The organism is Amycolatopsis stemonae (genome assembly GCF_054781455.1).
Genome location: NZ_BAAGUJ010000002.1, coordinates 412,079 through 426,398 on the forward strand (window position 1 = coordinate 412,079; position 14,320 = coordinate 426,398).

The following is a 14,320-nucleotide window of genomic DNA, read 5'->3' on the forward strand; positions in this document are numbered from 1 at the left end:
ACAGCACCCCCCTCACGCCCGGCGCAGCAGCCTGAGCAGGCGCGGAGAGCGGCCGCCGAGGCCTTCCGCCTCGAACGTCGCGATGCCGACGCGCGGGAGTTCGCGCACGCCCGGGTACACCAGGTAGCGGGGGACCCAGCGCGGCTGGAACTTCGCGTTGAACCGGTAGAGCGTCTCGATCTGGATCCAGCGGGAAAAGAAGTGCAGGACCTTCGCCGCCGTCTTGGCGACCGGGCCCGCGCCGATCCGGCGGCCCTGTTCCATCAGGGCGCGGAACGCCGCGAAGTTGAGCGACACCTGCTCGACGCCGTGGCGACGCGCCGCCAGCAGGAGCTCCGAAATCATCAGCTCGTTGACGCCGTTGTCGGCCGTGCGGTCGCGGCGCATGACGTCCAGCGACAGGCCCTTCGCACCCCACGGCACGAACTGCAGCACGCCCCGCACGCGGCCGCCCTGTTCGGCCGTCACCAGCACCGAGCCGGGGTCGCCCATGCGGCCCAGCGCCATCGAAAAGCCGCGTTCGGTCTCCGTGCCGCGCCAGTTCGCGGCCAGCGCCGCCAGCTCGTCCAGCTCACCTTCGCGCAGGTCCTCTGCCCGGCGCACCAGCACCTTGTAGCCCGCGCGCTTCGTGCGGGCCGCCGCCTGGCGGACGCCGCGCATCACCCGGCCGTCCAGCGTGAAGCCCTCGACGTCGACCACGGCTTCGTCGCCGATCTCCAGGACCTCCAGGCCGAACCGGGCCCAGACCGTCGCGCCGAGCTCCGAGACGCCCATCGCCGCCGGGATCCAGCCGTTGCGGCGGCACACCTCGAGGTACTCCTCGATCGCGCCCGGCCACGCCTCGTGGTCGCCCAGCGGGTCGGCCGAGCACAGCGCCACGCCGGCGATCACGCGGTAGGTGACGGCGGCCTTGCCCGTCTTCGAGAACACCGCGAACTTGTCGCGGCGCAGCGCGAAGTAACCGAGGGAGTCACGCTCGCCGTGCTCGTCGAGCAGCTTGCGCAGGCGGGCCACCTCTTCGTCGGTCAGCCGCGGCGCCGGCTCGGCCGACCGCAGCAGGAAGTACGCCGACACCAGGACCGCGGCGAGCCCGAACAGCAGCCCGACGGCCGCGGTCATGTCCTCCAGCCACATCTGGTGGAACACCGCGGGACCGCTGGCCCCGACCAGCGCGAGCGCGGCCTCCGCGAGCCGGTCCGGGAAGCTCAGCGGCTCCAGCACCGCCCGCGACGCCACCGACAGCAGGATGACGTTGAGCACGAGCCCGGCCAGCACCAGCTGCAGGAACACGCGCACCGCGCGCCAGCGCCCGGCGACCGGGTCCGGCTTCGCGACGAAGTAGCGCCGGTTCGCGATCAGGCCCACCAGCAGCACCACCGACACCACCCCGGCGGCGAAGACGTGCCTGAGCCCGAGGTGCGAAAGCGTCAGCAGCACCGTCGCGCCGACGGCCAGCTGCCAGGCCCGGCGCTTGCGGCGGCGCAGGCCCGCGGCCAGCATCAGCAGCAGCACGCCCGTGACCAGCGCCACGGTCGCCGCCGCGACGGTCGCCTCCTGCGGCAGTTCCAGCCACTCCGAAAGGTGCCCGCGCAGGTTCCGGCGCCCGGCCGGCACCAGGACCGACACGAGCGTCATCAGTCCGGCGAGCCGGGTCACCCACGTGATCACCCCCACGGTGGTGGCTCCGGCCACCTGCCAGGTGATCTGCGCTCTGGTTCCCGTCACCACCTGTGCAACCCGTTGCGAGCGATCATGCTTCCCCCGTCTACCCCCCGGCGAGCTCCACAAACGGCGTCAAGGCGGCCGGGTTGGCCAGCGCGTCGCGGCTGACGGCCCGGTCGGGAGCCACACCGGCGAGGATCTTCTTCACCGGTACCTCACACTTCTTACCGTTCAAGGTACGAGGAATCTCGTAAACCACTATGAATCGATCGGGTACATGCCGCGGTGACAGGGCGCTACGGAGCTCCTTGCGCAGGCGCGGCTCGACGTCCTCGAGCGCGACGCCGTCCGCGAGCACGACGAAGCAGATGAGCTCGCCGTCTTCGTTCCCGGCCGCCGAGGTGTCGACGACCAGGGAATCCGCGACCTCGTCGTAGCCCTCGACCACCCGGTAGAACTCGGCCGTCCCCATCCGGACGCCGCCGCGGTTGAGCGTCGAGTCGCTGCGGCCGTAGATCACCGCCGAGCCGCGGTCCGTGACGCGGATCCAGTCCCCGTGGCGCCACAGCCCGGGGTACATCTCGAAGTACGCCTCACGCAGCCGGGAGCCGTCGGGGTCGTTCCAGAAGAACACCGGCATGGACGGCATCGGCTTCGTGATGACCAGCTCGCCGACCTGCTCGACGACCGCGTGGCCGGCCTCGTCGAAGGCGTTGACCGCGGCGCCGAGCGCCGGGCAGGACAGCTCCCCCAGCCACACCGGGACGTCGGGCGCCGACGCGACGAACGCCGCGCACAGGTCCGTGCCGCCGGAGACCGAGCAGATCTGGACGGTCGCGCCGACCTCGTTCACGATCCACCGGAAGCCCTCGACGCTCAGCGGCGCCCCGGTCGAGCCGAGCGCGCGCAACGCCGTGAGGTCGTAGCGCTCCGCGGGCTTGATGCCCTTCTTGAGGCAGCTCTGGATGAACGGCGCCGACGTGCCGAAGTACGTGACGCGGTGCTGCTCGGCCAGGTGCCAGAGCGCGTTCAGGTCGGGGTACCCGGGGCTGCCGTCGTAGAGGACGACGGTGGTGCCGACCAGCAGGCCCGAGATGAGGAAGTTCCACATCATCCAGCCGGTGGTGCTGAACCAGAAGAACCGGTCGCCGGGCCCGAGGTCCGTCTGCAGCGCGAGGGCCTTGAGGTGCTCCAGCGTGATGCCGCCGTGGCCGTGCACGATGCCCTTCGGCAGGCCGGTGGTGCCGGAGGAGTAGAGCACCCACAGCGGGTGCGCGAACTCGACGGGTTCGAACAGCAGCGGCGCGCCTTCGTGCCGCGCGAGCAGCTCGGCCCAGTCGTGCGCGCCGGCCATCCGGCCTTCGCCGACGTACTCGACGAGCACGGTCGCGGCGAGCGACGGCAGCTGCCGCTGCAGGTCGGCGACCGTCGTCCGGATGTCGAACTCGCGCCCGTTGTACGCGTAGGCGTTGACCGCGAAGAGCACCTTCGGCTCGATCTGCACGAAGCGGTCCGCGACCGCGCGGACCCCGAAGTCCGGCGAGCACGAAGACCAGATCGCCCCGACGCTCGCGGTCGCCAGGAACGCGACGAGCGTCTGCGGGCAGTTCGGCGCCAGCGCGACGACGCGGTCGCCCTTGCCGACGCCCAGTTCGAGCAACGCCGCCCGGGCCGCGCCGACCTGCGCGCGAAGCTCGCCGTACGTCAGCTGGGCCGCGAAGCCGTCTTCGCGGTGGAAGATCACGGCGATCTCTTCGTCGCCCTTCGCGGCACCCGCGACGCCGGGGGTGAGCGCGTGTTCGGCGTAGTTCAGCGTGGCGCCGTCGAACCACACGGCGTCCGGCATCCCGCCCGCGAGCACCTCGCCCGGCCGGTCGTGCCAGCGGACGCCGAGGAAGTCCGCGACGGCCGACCAGAAGTCCGGGACGTGCTCGACCGAGAACTCCCAGAGCGACCGGTAGTCGTCCACCTCGACGCCGCGTTCGGCACGCAGCCACCGGCGGAAGGCTTCGATCTTGGTGTCGGCAACGTGGCTCGGCTCAGGGCGCCAGAGCACTTCGGGGGCGTCGGCGGTGTGCGTCACGTCACGACTGTACTGTGCCGTTCATCACCAATCCGACCTTAGCTACGGCCGGATGGCTTTCGTGGCAACGGTCGCCATCGCTTGGGGGCCGGCCTACTTCTGCCCGGATCACTGATCGCGATCAGCGCAGGTGGGCGTCGAACCAGTTCAGGGTGCGCTGCCAGGCTTCCGCGGCCGCGCCCGGGTCGGCGTCGAAGCGGTGGTTCGCGCCCGGGTAGTGGACGACGTTCGTGGCGACCTTCGCCGACGCCGCCGCGTCGCGCAGCCGCTCGACCTCGGCGCCGCCCGCTTCGTCGCCCTCGTCGCCGTACATGCCGAGCCACGGGCTGGTGAGCTTCCCGGCGATCTCGACCAGCGCGGGCAGTTCGGCGGCCTGCTGCCCGCCGACGCTGACGGCGGCACCCAGCTTGCGGTGCGAAGCGACGACGAGAGCCGCGGTGCCGCCCAGGTCGAAGCCCATCACGCCGAGCAGGTCGGCCTGGACGCCGCGCTCGACGAGCCAGGCGAGTGTGATGTCCGTCGCGTCGAGCAGGTCCTGCTGCGTCAGCTCGGCGTTTTCGAGGTGCGGGGTGACGGTCAGCCAGCCTTCGAGGGCGAGGCTCGCGAGCAGCAGTTTCACCCCGTCGGTGACCCCGTCCGCCTCGTGCAGGACCACCAAGCCGCCGCGTAACGCGCCTTCGGGCGCCGAGAAGGTCAGGCGCAGGGCGCGGCCGTCGGTGCGCTGGTAGTCCACGGTGCTGGTCGACGTCATTGCGTCACTCAATCACTTGGAGGTGAACGGAAGGAACCCAGTTAACCAGGTGGCCGATCGAGGTACCGCCTGAAGGGAGTCGCGGGGCGGAGGGCGGAAAAGATACGGTGACGGGGTCGTCCCGTTCAATCGGAGGAGCGCCGAAGATGTCGTCCGTGTCCCCTCGTGCCGATCTCGAATCGTTGCCGAAATACATCCCCGGCCGGACGATCGAAGGCGCCATCAAGCTGGCGAGCAACGAGGTGCCCGGCGGCGCCCTGCCGAGCGTCGCCCGGGCGATCGCCGAGGCCGCGGTGGGCATCAACCGCTACCCGGACACCGGCTCGCAGGCGCTGCGCGAGCGGCTGGCGCGCGAGCTGGACGTGCCGGTGGAGAAGGTCGCCATCGGCTGCGGCTCGGTGTCGCTCTGCCAGCAGACGATCCAGGCGGCCTGCGCCCCGGGCGACGAGGTCCTCTTCGGCTGGCGCTCGTTCGAGGCCTACCCGATCGTGACGCAGGTGGCCCACGCCAAGCCGGTGCTGGTCCCGATCACCGAGGGCCAGGAGCTCGACCTCGACGCGATGCTCGCGGCGATCACCGACCGGACGCGCGTGGTCTTCGTGTGCAACCCCAACAACCCCACCGGGACGGCGATCCGGCGCGCCGAGCTGGAGCGGTTCATGGACGCCGTCCCCGAGCGCGTGCTGATCGTGCTCGACGAGGCGTACAAGGAGTTCGTCACCGACACCGAGGTGCCCGACGGCGTCGAGTACACGCGGACGCGCCCGAACGTCATGGTGCTTCGCACGTTCTCGAAGGCGTACGGCCTCGCGGGCCTTCGCGTCGGTTACGCTATCGCGCCCGAAGCGATCGCCGACGCGCTCCGCCAGGTGTACGTCGCGTTCTCGGTGAACATGCTGGCCCAGGTCGCCGCGCTGGCGTCCCTCGACGCCGCCGACGAACTGCTAGAGCGCTGCCAGGAGATCGTCGCCGAGCGCGGCCGGGTCCGCGACGAGCTGATCGCGGCCGGCTACCAGGTGCCCGAGACGCAGGCCAACTTCGTCTGGCTGCCCTTGGGCGAGCAGGCGGTGCCGTTCGCCGAGCACGCGCTGGACCGCAAGCTGGTGGTGCGGCCCTTCGCCGGCGACGGCGTGCGCGTGACCATCGGGACCCGCGAGGAGAACGACCTCTTCCTGGCCGCGGCGCGGGAATTCAGTCGCTGAACTGCTTGACCACCAGCTGGATCACGGCGGCGACGCCGATCACCACGATCACGCCGCGCAGCACCGCCGGCGGCAGCTTCCGGCCGATCTTCGCGCCGAGGAAGCCGCCGGCGGTCGACCCGACGGCCAGCCACAGCACGACGGGCCAGCTGATCGGCGCGACGAACGCGTAGATCACCCCGGCGACGACGTTGACGACGGCGGCGAGCACGTTCTTCACGCCGTTGAGCTTCTGCAGCGGCTCCGACAGCAGCATCCCCATGACGGCCATCAGCATCACGCCCTGCGCGGCGGTGAAGTACCCGCCGTAGATGCCGATGAGGAAGATGAAGAACATCAACAGCGGACCGGCTTTGTGCTCTTCGCCGTTCTCTTCGCGGCGCTTCGCGACCCACTTCGACACCTGGGGCTGCACGATCACGAGGATCACGGCGAGCCCGACGAGCACCGGGACGACGGCTTCGAAGGCGTCCTTCGGCAACGACAGCAGCAGGACGGTGCCGCCGATCGCGCCGAGGAACGACGCGACCGCGAACCGGGCGACCTGCCGCCAGTAGCCGGTGAGCTCGTGCCGGTACCCCCAGGCGCCGCTGAGCGTGCCGGGCGCGAGCCCGATCGCGTTGGACGTCGTCGCGGTCACGGGCGGGTACCCGAGCGCGACGAGCACCGGAAAGGTGACGAGCGTCCCCGACCCGACGACGGCGTTGATGGTGCCTGCCCAGATCCCGGCGACCACGACGATCACCGCGTGCCACCACGTCATTTAGCAATCACGTGCGGAGCCTAAGCATCGTGGGCCGCTCCCGCGACGCAGATGTGTCCGGTCGGACATTCACCGCGGCGTGAAGACGCAGAACTCGTTCCCTTCCGGGTTGGTCATCGCGTGATCATGACAGTCACCACCGACGGTTTCCGGAGCTGAGAGGATGGGCGTGTGGACACCGAGCAGGTCTGGAGCGCGACCGTGGACCGGTTGCGGGCGCGGATCGACTCCGGGGACCTGGCGCCCGGGAGCCGGCTGCCTGCCGAGCGCGTGCTCTGTGAAGAGCTCGGCATCAGCCGGGGGTCGCTGCGGCAGGCGCTGCGCGTGCTCGACTCCATCGGGTACGTGCAGATCCGCGCCGGCTCCGGCACCTACGTCCGTGAGCAGCGGGAACAGCCCCTGCGGACCTGGTTCACCGAGCACGACCAGCTCGTCGAGAAGCTGTTCGACCTGCGCGCGACCGTCGAGCCGACGCTCGCCGAGCGACTGGCCCGGCACGCCACCGCCAAGACCGTGAGCCGGCTCGAGGACAACGTCGCCGAGATGGCGCGCGCCGCCGAGGACGGGGACATGCTGCACGTCATCGCCGCCGACGCCGAGTTCCACTGGGTCATCGCGCAGAACGCGGGCAACGACGACGTCGCCGGGCTGCTGCGGTCCGTGCTCGCCCTGGTCGGCGAGGAGCGGCGGGCCGCGCTGCGGCTGCCCGGCCAGATCCGCAAGGCCGTCGACGACCACCGGGCCATCCTCGACGCCATCCGCCGGTCCGACCCCGCCGCCGCCCGCGAGCTGACCCTCAAGCACCTGGTCGACGCCAAGACCTACGCGCACGACTTCGCCGCCGAGGAGCAGTGACACCGGGGAACGCCACGGCCTGGTGTCCTCTTTGGACGCCGCGCGCTCCTAACGGGACTCCAGCACCCGCGCGACGAACTTGTGCAGCTTCTCCTCCAGCCGCGCGAGGCGTTCGTCCAGCGTGAGCGTCTCGAACGGCTGGGGCACGTCGGACTTCAGTTCGCCGCGGACGTACTGGCAGCAGCCCAGGTTGCCGCAGGCGTAGATGCCCAGCGTGTTGCCCTCGCGGCCGGGCTTCCCGGCGCGCCTGCCGGAGAACAGCGTGATGTCGGCGAGGCCGTGGGTGGTCGTGCAGAAGCCGCAGGTGTTGCTGCGCAGCCGGGACTTCGGCGCCGGGGCGGCACGCAGGGCGAGCCCGACCACTTCGCCGTGGAAGGGCAGCACGAGGTAGGCGCGCGCCGGCGCCTTCGGGTCGCGCCAGCCGAGGAACTCGCGCTTCTCCCACGGGATTTCCCCGGGCCGGGCCGGCAGCGTCACGCCCTTCGCTTCGCCGCGGGTGCAGTTGACGAACGAGGCCCGGATCTCGTCCTGGCCGAGTGGGTCCATGCTCCGCACGGTAACCACGGCCACCGGGGGTGGCCACGCATTTTCCGCCGTACGATCGACGCCGTGCGCAAGATCGGCAACTTCCGGGTGGTCCTGCGCACCAGCCTGGGCTTCGCCGGGCTGGGCGTCGGGTCCAGTGTGGCCGGCTCCGGCGTCGTCGCCCTGCTCCTGCTGCTGCAGGGGCTGCCGAACGACGTCGGCGACCGCGGCTGGGTGCTCGGCCTGACCGCCGCCGGGATCGTCGCCGTCTCCCTGCTCGTCGGGACACTGTGGACGGCCTTCCTGCAGCGCCGCACCGCGATCTGGTTCGTGCTCGGCCGGCCGCCGTCGGAGAGCGAGGCCAAGCGCGCGCTGCGGCTGCCCGTCGACATGGCCGTGGTCAGCGGGACGCTCTGGCTGATCGGCACGGTCGTCCTCAGCGTGCTGGCCGGGGTGCTCGGCTCGGCCGAGGACGCGGTCGGGATGGCGACCGTGATCGGGCTCGGCGGCCTCACCACCGTCGGGCTCACCTACCTGGCCGCCGAGTGGGTGGCGCGGCCGGTGATGACGATCGCGCTCGGCATCCTGCCGCCGCGCGGCTCGCTGCCGGTGACCGTGCTGACGCGGCTGGTCGTCACCTGGGCGCTCGCCAGCGGCGTCCCGTTCGTCGGCGTCCTGCTCATCGCGACGCCACCCGACCTCGGCTCGGGCGACCACAGGGCCAGCCTGATCATGCTGTCGGTGATCGGCCTCGGCGTCGGGGCCATCGGCACCGCGCTGCTGGCCCGGGCGGTCGCGGCGCCGCTGCACCGGCTGCGCGTGGCCCTCGACCGGATCGCGCGCGGCGACAACAGTGTCGCGGTCGACGTCGACGACTCCAGCGAGATCGGCCTGCTCCAGACGTCGGTCAACCAGCTCGCCGCCGGCCTGCGCGAGCAGGCCCGGATGCGGGACCTGTTCGGCAGGCACGTCGGCGCCGACGTCGCCCGGCACGCCCTGGAGTACGGCGCGTCGCTGTCCGGCGACGTCCGCGAGGTCACGGCGTTGTTCGTCGACGTCGTCGACTCGACCGCGCTCGCCTACCGCACGCCGCCGGAAGAGCTGGTGGCGAAGCTGAACCGGCTGTTCGCCGCCGTCGTGTCCGCGGTGAACGCCCGGGGCGGGCTGGTCAACAAGTTCCAGGGCGACGCCGCGCTGTGCATCTTCGGCGCCCCGACCCGGCTTTCGGACGCACCGACGGCCGCGCTGGCCGCGGCCCGCGCGATCCGCGACGAGGTGTGCGCGGACGGCGAGCTCGACCTCGGCATCGGCGTCTCGAGCGGCCCGGTGTTCGCCGGGCAGCTCGGTACCAGCAGCCGGCTCGAGTACACCGTGATCGGCGACGCGGTCAACGAGGCCGCGCGGCTGACCGAGCTGGCGAAGGCGGTGCCGTCCCGGATCCTCGCCAGCGACGCCGTCGTCTCGGCGGCCCTGCCGAGCGAAGCCGCGCACTGGCGCAAGCACGGCGAGCTGGAGCTACGCGGCCGCCAGGAGCCGACGCCGACCTGGACGGCCGGCCCGGACCCTCAGGACGGCTGACCCAGCTCCGGCCAGCGCAGCACCGTCGAACCCCAGGTCAGGCCCGCGCCGAACGCGCTGAGCAGCACGCGGTGGCCGGGCGCGAGGGTGCCGTCCGCCCGGGCGTCGGCCAGCGCGAGCGGGATCGACGCGGCGCTGGTGTTGCCGACCCGGTCGATGTTCGCGACGACCGCGTCGGCCGGCATGCCCAGCTGCTTCGCCGTCGCCTGGAGGATCCGGATGTTGGCCTGGTGCCCGACGAAGCGGTCGACGTCGCCGACCATCCAGCCCGCGCGCTCCAGGACGGTCCGCGACGACTCCGCCATCCGCGCGCAGGCGTGCCGGAACACCGCGGTGCCCTGCATGGCGAGGAACCGGTCGGCCGGGGTGTCCGAGAGCCGCTTGCGCGCACCCCCGGCCTCGACCCACAGGAGGGCGGCGTGGTCACCCTCGCTGTGCAGGTCGAACGGCCCGAACGCGCCGGGCTCGGCCGCGTCGCCCGCCCGCAGCAGGACCGCGCCCGCGCCGTCGCCGAAGATCGGGACGGTCGTGCGGTCCCCGGGGTCGATCAGCGTGGTGAAGGTGTCGGCGCCGATCACGAGCACGCGCTCGGCGAGGCCGCCCGCGATCAGGCCCGCCGAGGTCGCCAGGGCGTAGACGAAGCCGCTGCACACGGCGTTGACGTCGAAGGCCGCAGCAGTGCCGAGCCCGAGCCGGGCGGCGACCTGCGGCGCGCTGGCCGGGCAGGGCTGGTCGGGCGTGGAGGTGGCGAGGACGACAGCGTCGGCCGACCCGCCCCCGAGCGCCTCCCGGCCCGCGCCGACCGCGAGGTCCACAGTGGACTCGCCGGGCCCGGCGACGCGGCGCTCGCGGATGCCGGTGCGGGTCCGGATCCACTCGTCCGTGGTGTCGAGCCGGGCCGCGATCTCGTGGTTGTCCAGGACTTTCGTCGGCAACATCGAACCGAGGCCGGTCAACACGGCGGCAGGTGCGGGCACGGTGGAGCCTCCCCACGCCGGCGGGTTGGCGAACGACCGGCAGGTCTTCCACTTCTATGGGCTACCCCCTGGTAGACCGGTGAGTTGTGTTCCAGGTCACGGAAAAAGTTGTTTCACTTTCGCCTCGGACGGAGTAGTGAGCGACGTCACGGAGGAGTGAGCCGAGAGCGAACTCCGGCGAACTGTCGGAGCCCCCGGCTAGCCTGCTGGAGTGCAGACACCCGACCTCGACCAGCTCGACATCGCCATCCTCGCCTGCCTCCAGCAGGACGCCCGCACGATCGCCGAGACGATCGGCGCGAAGGTCGGCCTCTCGGCCGCGGCGGTGCAACGGCGGATCAAGCGGCTGCGCGAGGCGGGCGTGATCGAGCGCGAGGTCGCGGTGCTGTCGCCGGAGGCGCTCGGGCTGAGCATGACGTTCGTCGTCATGGTCGAGATGGAGCGGGAGAACCTGGCGGTCCTGGACGCGTTCCGCCGGCAGGTCCTGGCCGACGACTGCGTCCAGCAGTGCTACTACGTCACCGGCAACGCGGACTTCGTGCTGGTCGTGACGTGCCCGGACATGGCGGGCTTCGAGGCGTTCACCCGGCGGATGTTCTTCGACAACCCGAACGTCCGGCACTTCACGACGAGCGTGGCGATGGACCGCGTGAAGGTCGGGCTCGGGCTGCCGCTCGGGCCGTAGGCGGGCGATATCCTGGAGCGCTGTCCACCTGGGGGGTGCATGCTTCGGAACCGCCGGATCTTCCTGACCGCCACCTTGATCGACGCGCTCGGCAGCGGGCTGTGGGTCCCGTTCGCGCTGCTGTTCCTCGTGCACGGGCAGGGCATGGGCCTGCTCGACGCGGGCACGTCGCTGAGCACCGGCGCGCTGCTCGCGCTCGTCACCGGCCCGGCCACCGGGGCCGCGATGGACCGCTTCGGCCCGCGCGCCCTGCTCGTCACGGGCAACCTCGTGCGGTTCGCGGCCTTCTGCGCGTACCCACTGGTCCACACCAGCTGGCAGGTGATCGCGGTCTCACTGGTGGCCGGCTTCGGCGACCGGCTCTTCTGGACGTGCAACGCGCCGGCGGTCGCGCGGCTCACCGACGGGCCGGGCACCGACCGCATGCTGGCCACGCAGACGATCGGCCGGTTCGCGGGCGCCGGGATCGGCGCGGCGGCGACCGCGGTGCTGCCGACGATCACGAGCCAGGCGGCCTTCCACGCACTGGCGTACGCGAACGCGACTAGCTTCGCGGTCGCGGCGGTGTTGATGGCGTTGCTGCCGCCACTTTCACGTGAACGCGACCACCAGGCGGCGCCACTTTCACGTGGAAGTGGCGCCGCGGGCGGCTGGCGGGCCGTGCTCGGGGACCGGCCGTACACCGGCTTCTGCCTCACCCACACGGCTTTCACGCTCGCGAGCGCGAGCAAGTTCGCCGTGCTGCCGATCGTCGTCCGGGACCTGCTGCACGGTCCACAGTGGATCGCCGGGACCGCGATCACCCTCGGCACCGTCGTCGTCGTGACGGCGCAGCGCCCGATCGTCGCGAAGCTCGCCGGCCACAGCCGGACCGCCGCGCTGATCGGCGCCGCGGTGCTGTTCTCGGTTTCCTTCGCCCTGCTGATCCCGTTGGAAATCGTCCCCCTGCCCGTCGCGACCGGGTTGATCCTCGTCACGAGCCTCGGCTTCTCCGTCGCGGAGGCGATGTTCGGGCCGACCGGCACCGCGACGGCCGCCGCGGCCGCGCCGCCGGGTGCCGAAGGCCGGGCCAGCTCGATCTTCCAGCTCTCCTGGGGCCTGCCCGTCGCGCTCGCGCCCGGGTTGCTGGCAGCCCTGCTCAGCGCCGGCAACGCACTGACCTGGTCGGTACTGGCCCTGACCTGCGCGTCCGCGGTCCCGGCGCTGCTCGTCCTGCGGAAGAAGCTCCCGGGGGCGCTGCGCGAGCCGTCACCGGCAGTCGCCGGATGACCGCAAGGGGTATGTGCCGGACGTTACACCACAATGGACGGATGCAACCGATCAAGTGAACGTGAGAGTTTCTTCGTCATGACCGTCGGGCCTGGTCATCTCCTCCTCGAACAGTTCGCGCCGCGCGAACCGCCACCCGGACTCCAGGAGGGGCCATGCAGACCGACGCCGTTCACCAGAGCCAGTTCGTGGTGCTGAACGAGAGCACCACGCCCGTCCTGTCCCGGCTGTCCTACCACGCCGACGAGCCGTTCGCGGTCACCGTCGCGTTCCGGACCGAGCGCGGCCGGTGGATCGAGTGGACCTTCGCGCGTGACCTCCTCGTGGCCGGGCTCGACGAGCCGGCCGGCCTCGGCGACGTCCGGATCCGCCCGGACCTGTCCGAGGACGAAGACTTCCTCACCCTCGAAATCGAGTCACCGGACGGCTATGCGTCGTTCGAGCTGGAAGTCGAGGACGTCCGGACGTTCCTCGAGGCGTCCTACGAACTGGTGCCGCTCGGCGAAGAGAGCGCGCACTTCGACGTCGACGGGCTGATCGAGGAGATCAGCAACGTCTGACCCCCGAACCTCCCATTCCCGCGGCGAGGACGAAGGGCGGGTTTCGAGTGCGCTGGAGGCACTCGAAACCCGCCCTTTCGCTGTGTCCGGGACGTCAGCTGGTCTTCAGGGTCGTGCCGGTGCCGGACAGCGCGCCGGCGATCGGGTAGAAGTAGGTCACGCTGCTGTTGCCGCCGGACAGGACGCCCTGCGCGTAGTTGCCGGCGATGAAGCCGCCGCCGGAGTCACCGGCCGCCGAGTGGACGTTGGTCGCGGTCATGCCGTTGACCGTGCCCTCGGAGTAGCGGACGCTCTGGTTCTTCGCGCCGATGGTGCCGCAGGTCCAGCCGGTGGTCGAGCCGGCCTTGCAGACCGACGAGCCGGTCGCCGCGTTCGACGACCCGCGCACCGCGGTCCCGTTGTTCATCTGCGCGACCGGGGTCCAGCTGCTGGTGGTCCGGACCGCCGCGTAGTCGACACCCGGGAAGCGGTAGGTGATCCAGCTGCCGAGCGCGGCGCCGTTCGAGCCGGTCAGCGAGCCGCCGCCGGTGAGCGCACCGCAGTGGCCGGCGGTGACGAAGCCGGTCGTGGTCGCGAAACCGACCGAGCAGCGCGCCGAGCCACCGATGTAGTAGGCGTCCCCGCCGCGGATGTTGGCGTGCAGCGTCGGCTTCGCCGTCACGTCGAGGATCGTGACCGACGACTTGTCCACACCGGACCGCGCGACGAACGCGTCGGCCGCGGCGCGCTGGCCCTGCAGGACGGAAAGGGTGACGCGGTTGGTGACGGAATCGACGCCCCAGCCGGTGATCGCGTACGGCGCCGTGGCGTCGAGGGCCTTGAACCTGTCCACAGTGGAGTCGAGCTGGCGGGCGCTGAACTTCACGACCTCCGCCTCGGCCCCGGCCGCCTGGATCTTGGCGACGTCCGCGGCGTTCGTGGTCTGGATGTGCGCCTTGCCCGTCGCGGCGTTGTAGGTGGCGCCGCCGAAGGCGTCGCCGAGCGTCGCGGTGACGGCCTCGGTGACCTTGTTCGCGACGTCTTCGCTCTTCAGCCGCGTCAGCACCTGGTCGTGGGTCAGGCCCAGGTCGCGCTGCATGGCGGGCACGATGTCCGGGTTCAGCAGGTCCTGGCCCGACGCGGGGACGGCGACCGCGACGAGCGCACCCGTCATCGTCACCGCGGCGGCAGCGGCACCGAAGAGTCTGGCGATCTTCATGCTTCTCCCTAGGTGGTTACGCGCGGCTCTGCACCGGCCACGCAGTGGTACTCCCCCGGGTGAGGGTCCCCGCAGTGGGCGTTACGGTGCAATCCGGGCACCCGGCGAATGCGTATACGCATTCGGTCCGGACGTATCCCCTGCTCCAAGCGGTCCCGACCGCAGGTCGTCACCCGGTCGGACAGGTCCTTAAGTAGGGTTTCCGTGGACTA

The 14,320-nt window shown here is 71.4% G+C and carries 13 protein-coding genes; 6 read left to right on the forward strand and 7 right to left on the reverse strand.

The window, feature by feature from the left end:
• Positions 1 to 12: 12 nt before the first annotated feature.
• The 3 genes from ACYVLJ_RS08155 to ACYVLJ_RS08165 form a co-directional block, all read right to left on the reverse strand.
• The gene (locus ACYVLJ_RS08155; protein ID WP_451971566.1) at positions 13 to 1,728 is read right to left on the reverse strand and encodes a phosphatidylglycerol lysyltransferase domain-containing protein; all 1,716 of its coding nucleotides are present in this window, start codon (positions 1,726 to 1,728) and stop codon (positions 13 to 15) included.
• A 37-nt stretch (positions 1,729 to 1,765) separates the two neighbouring features.
• On the reverse strand, positions 1,766 to 3,745 hold the full coding sequence (locus ACYVLJ_RS08160; RefSeq protein ID WP_460438231.1) for an acetoacetate--CoA ligase: 1,980 nt from the start codon (positions 3,743 to 3,745) through the stop codon (positions 1,766 to 1,768).
• A gap of 121 nt (positions 3,746 to 3,866) precedes the next feature.
• Positions 3,867 to 4,496, reverse strand: coding sequence for a dienelactone hydrolase family protein (locus tag ACYVLJ_RS08165; protein ID WP_451971560.1), 630 nt, complete (start codon positions 4,494 to 4,496; stop codon positions 3,867 to 3,869).
• A 146-nt stretch (positions 4,497 to 4,642) separates the two neighbouring features.
• Between ACYVLJ_RS08165 and hisC the strand changes: the two genes are divergently transcribed.
• A complete protein-coding gene (gene hisC / locus ACYVLJ_RS08170) occupies positions 4,643 to 5,698 on the forward strand; it encodes a pyridoxal phosphate-dependent aminotransferase (RefSeq protein WP_460438232.1) in 1,056 nt (351 codons plus the stop codon).
• On the opposite strand, the gene ACYVLJ_RS08175 is transcribed toward hisC, so the two are convergent.
• Positions 5,688 to 6,461 carry a sulfite exporter TauE/SafE family protein gene (locus ACYVLJ_RS08175; protein ID WP_460438233.1) on the reverse strand — a complete coding sequence of 258 codons (774 nt, stop codon included), beginning with the start codon at positions 6,459 to 6,461 and terminating at the stop codon, positions 5,688 to 5,690. The genes hisC and ACYVLJ_RS08175 overlap by 11 nt on opposite strands.
• Before the next feature lie 171 nt (positions 6,462 to 6,632).
• Here ACYVLJ_RS08175 and ACYVLJ_RS08180 point away from each other — a divergent pair, with 171 nt between their 5' ends.
• Positions 6,633 to 7,316, forward strand: coding sequence for a FadR/GntR family transcriptional regulator (locus tag ACYVLJ_RS08180; RefSeq protein ID WP_460438234.1), 684 nt, complete (start codon positions 6,633 to 6,635; stop codon positions 7,314 to 7,316).
• Between the two features lie 48 nt (positions 7,317 to 7,364).
• Here ACYVLJ_RS08180 and ACYVLJ_RS08185 read toward each other — a convergent pair whose 3' ends face one another.
• Positions 7,365 to 7,862: an FBP domain-containing protein gene (locus ACYVLJ_RS08185; protein ID WP_451971546.1), complete on the reverse strand. Its 498-nt coding sequence runs from the start codon at positions 7,860 to 7,862 to the stop codon at positions 7,365 to 7,367.
• 63 nt (positions 7,863 to 7,925) lie between these two features.
• On the opposite strand from ACYVLJ_RS08185, the gene ACYVLJ_RS08190 reads away from it, so the two are divergent.
• The gene (locus ACYVLJ_RS08190) at positions 7,926 to 9,419 is read left to right on the forward strand and encodes an adenylate/guanylate cyclase domain-containing protein (protein WP_451971543.1); all 1,494 of its coding nucleotides are present in this window, start codon (positions 7,926 to 7,928) and stop codon (positions 9,417 to 9,419) included.
• On the opposite strand, the gene ACYVLJ_RS08195 is transcribed toward ACYVLJ_RS08190, so the two are convergent.
• Positions 9,407 to 10,396 carry a beta-ketoacyl-ACP synthase III gene (locus ACYVLJ_RS08195; protein WP_451971540.1) on the reverse strand — a complete coding sequence of 330 codons (990 nt, stop codon included), beginning with the start codon at positions 10,394 to 10,396 and terminating at the stop codon, positions 9,407 to 9,409. The two genes, ACYVLJ_RS08190 and ACYVLJ_RS08195, sit on opposite strands and share 13 nt — an antisense overlap.
• 211 nt (positions 10,397 to 10,607) lie before the next feature.
• Between ACYVLJ_RS08195 and ACYVLJ_RS08200 the strand changes: the two genes are divergently transcribed.
• The 3 genes from ACYVLJ_RS08200 (at position 10,608) to ACYVLJ_RS08210 (ending at position 12,910) form a co-directional block, all read left to right on the forward strand.
• The gene (locus ACYVLJ_RS08200) at positions 10,608 to 11,081 is read left to right on the forward strand and encodes an Lrp/AsnC family transcriptional regulator (protein ID WP_451971537.1); all 474 of its coding nucleotides are present in this window, start codon (positions 10,608 to 10,610) and stop codon (positions 11,079 to 11,081) included.
• 39 nt (positions 11,082 to 11,120) lie between these two features.
• The gene (locus ACYVLJ_RS08205) at positions 11,121 to 12,350 is read left to right on the forward strand and encodes an MFS transporter (RefSeq protein WP_460438235.1); all 1,230 of its coding nucleotides are present in this window, start codon (positions 11,121 to 11,123) and stop codon (positions 12,348 to 12,350) included.
• A gap of 155 nt (positions 12,351 to 12,505) precedes the next feature.
• Entirely contained in the window at positions 12,506 to 12,910 is a 405-nt protein-coding gene (locus ACYVLJ_RS08210) for an SsgA family sporulation/cell division regulator (RefSeq protein WP_451971531.1), read from the forward strand.
• Positions 12,911 to 13,004: 94 nt separating this feature from the next.
• Here ACYVLJ_RS08210 and ACYVLJ_RS08215 read toward each other — a convergent pair whose 3' ends face one another.
• Entirely contained in the window at positions 13,005 to 14,108 is a 1,104-nt protein-coding gene (locus tag ACYVLJ_RS08215; protein ID WP_460438236.1) for a S1 family peptidase, read from the reverse strand.
• Positions 14,109 to 14,320: the final 212 nt, after the last annotated feature.

What these genes read in the sequence shown, in the direction of transcription:
- ACYVLJ_RS08165 (WP_451971560.1), bottom strand. Translation starts at nt 4,496, where the DNA reads ATGACGTCGACCAGCACCGTGGACTACCAGCGCACCGACGGCCGCGCC.
- ACYVLJ_RS08185 (WP_451971546.1), bottom strand. Translation starts at nt 7,862, where the DNA reads ATGGACCCACTCGGCCAGGACGAGATCCGGGCCTCGTTCGTCAACTGC.
- hisC (WP_460438232.1), top strand. Translation starts at nt 4,643, where the DNA reads ATGTCGTCCGTGTCCCCTCGTGCCGATCTCGAATCGTTGCCGAAATAC.
- ACYVLJ_RS08215 (WP_460438236.1), bottom strand. Translation starts at nt 14,108, where the DNA reads ATGAAGATCGCCAGACTCTTCGGTGCCGCTGCCGCCGCGGTGACGATG.
- ACYVLJ_RS08210 (WP_451971531.1), top strand. Translation starts at nt 12,506, where the DNA reads ATGCAGACCGACGCCGTTCACCAGAGCCAGTTCGTGGTGCTGAACGAG.
- ACYVLJ_RS08205 (WP_460438235.1), top strand. Translation starts at nt 11,121, where the DNA reads ATGCTTCGGAACCGCCGGATCTTCCTGACCGCCACCTTGATCGACGCG.
- ACYVLJ_RS08175 (WP_460438233.1), bottom strand. Translation starts at nt 6,461, where the DNA reads ATGACGTGGTGGCACGCGGTGATCGTCGTGGTCGCCGGGATCTGGGCA.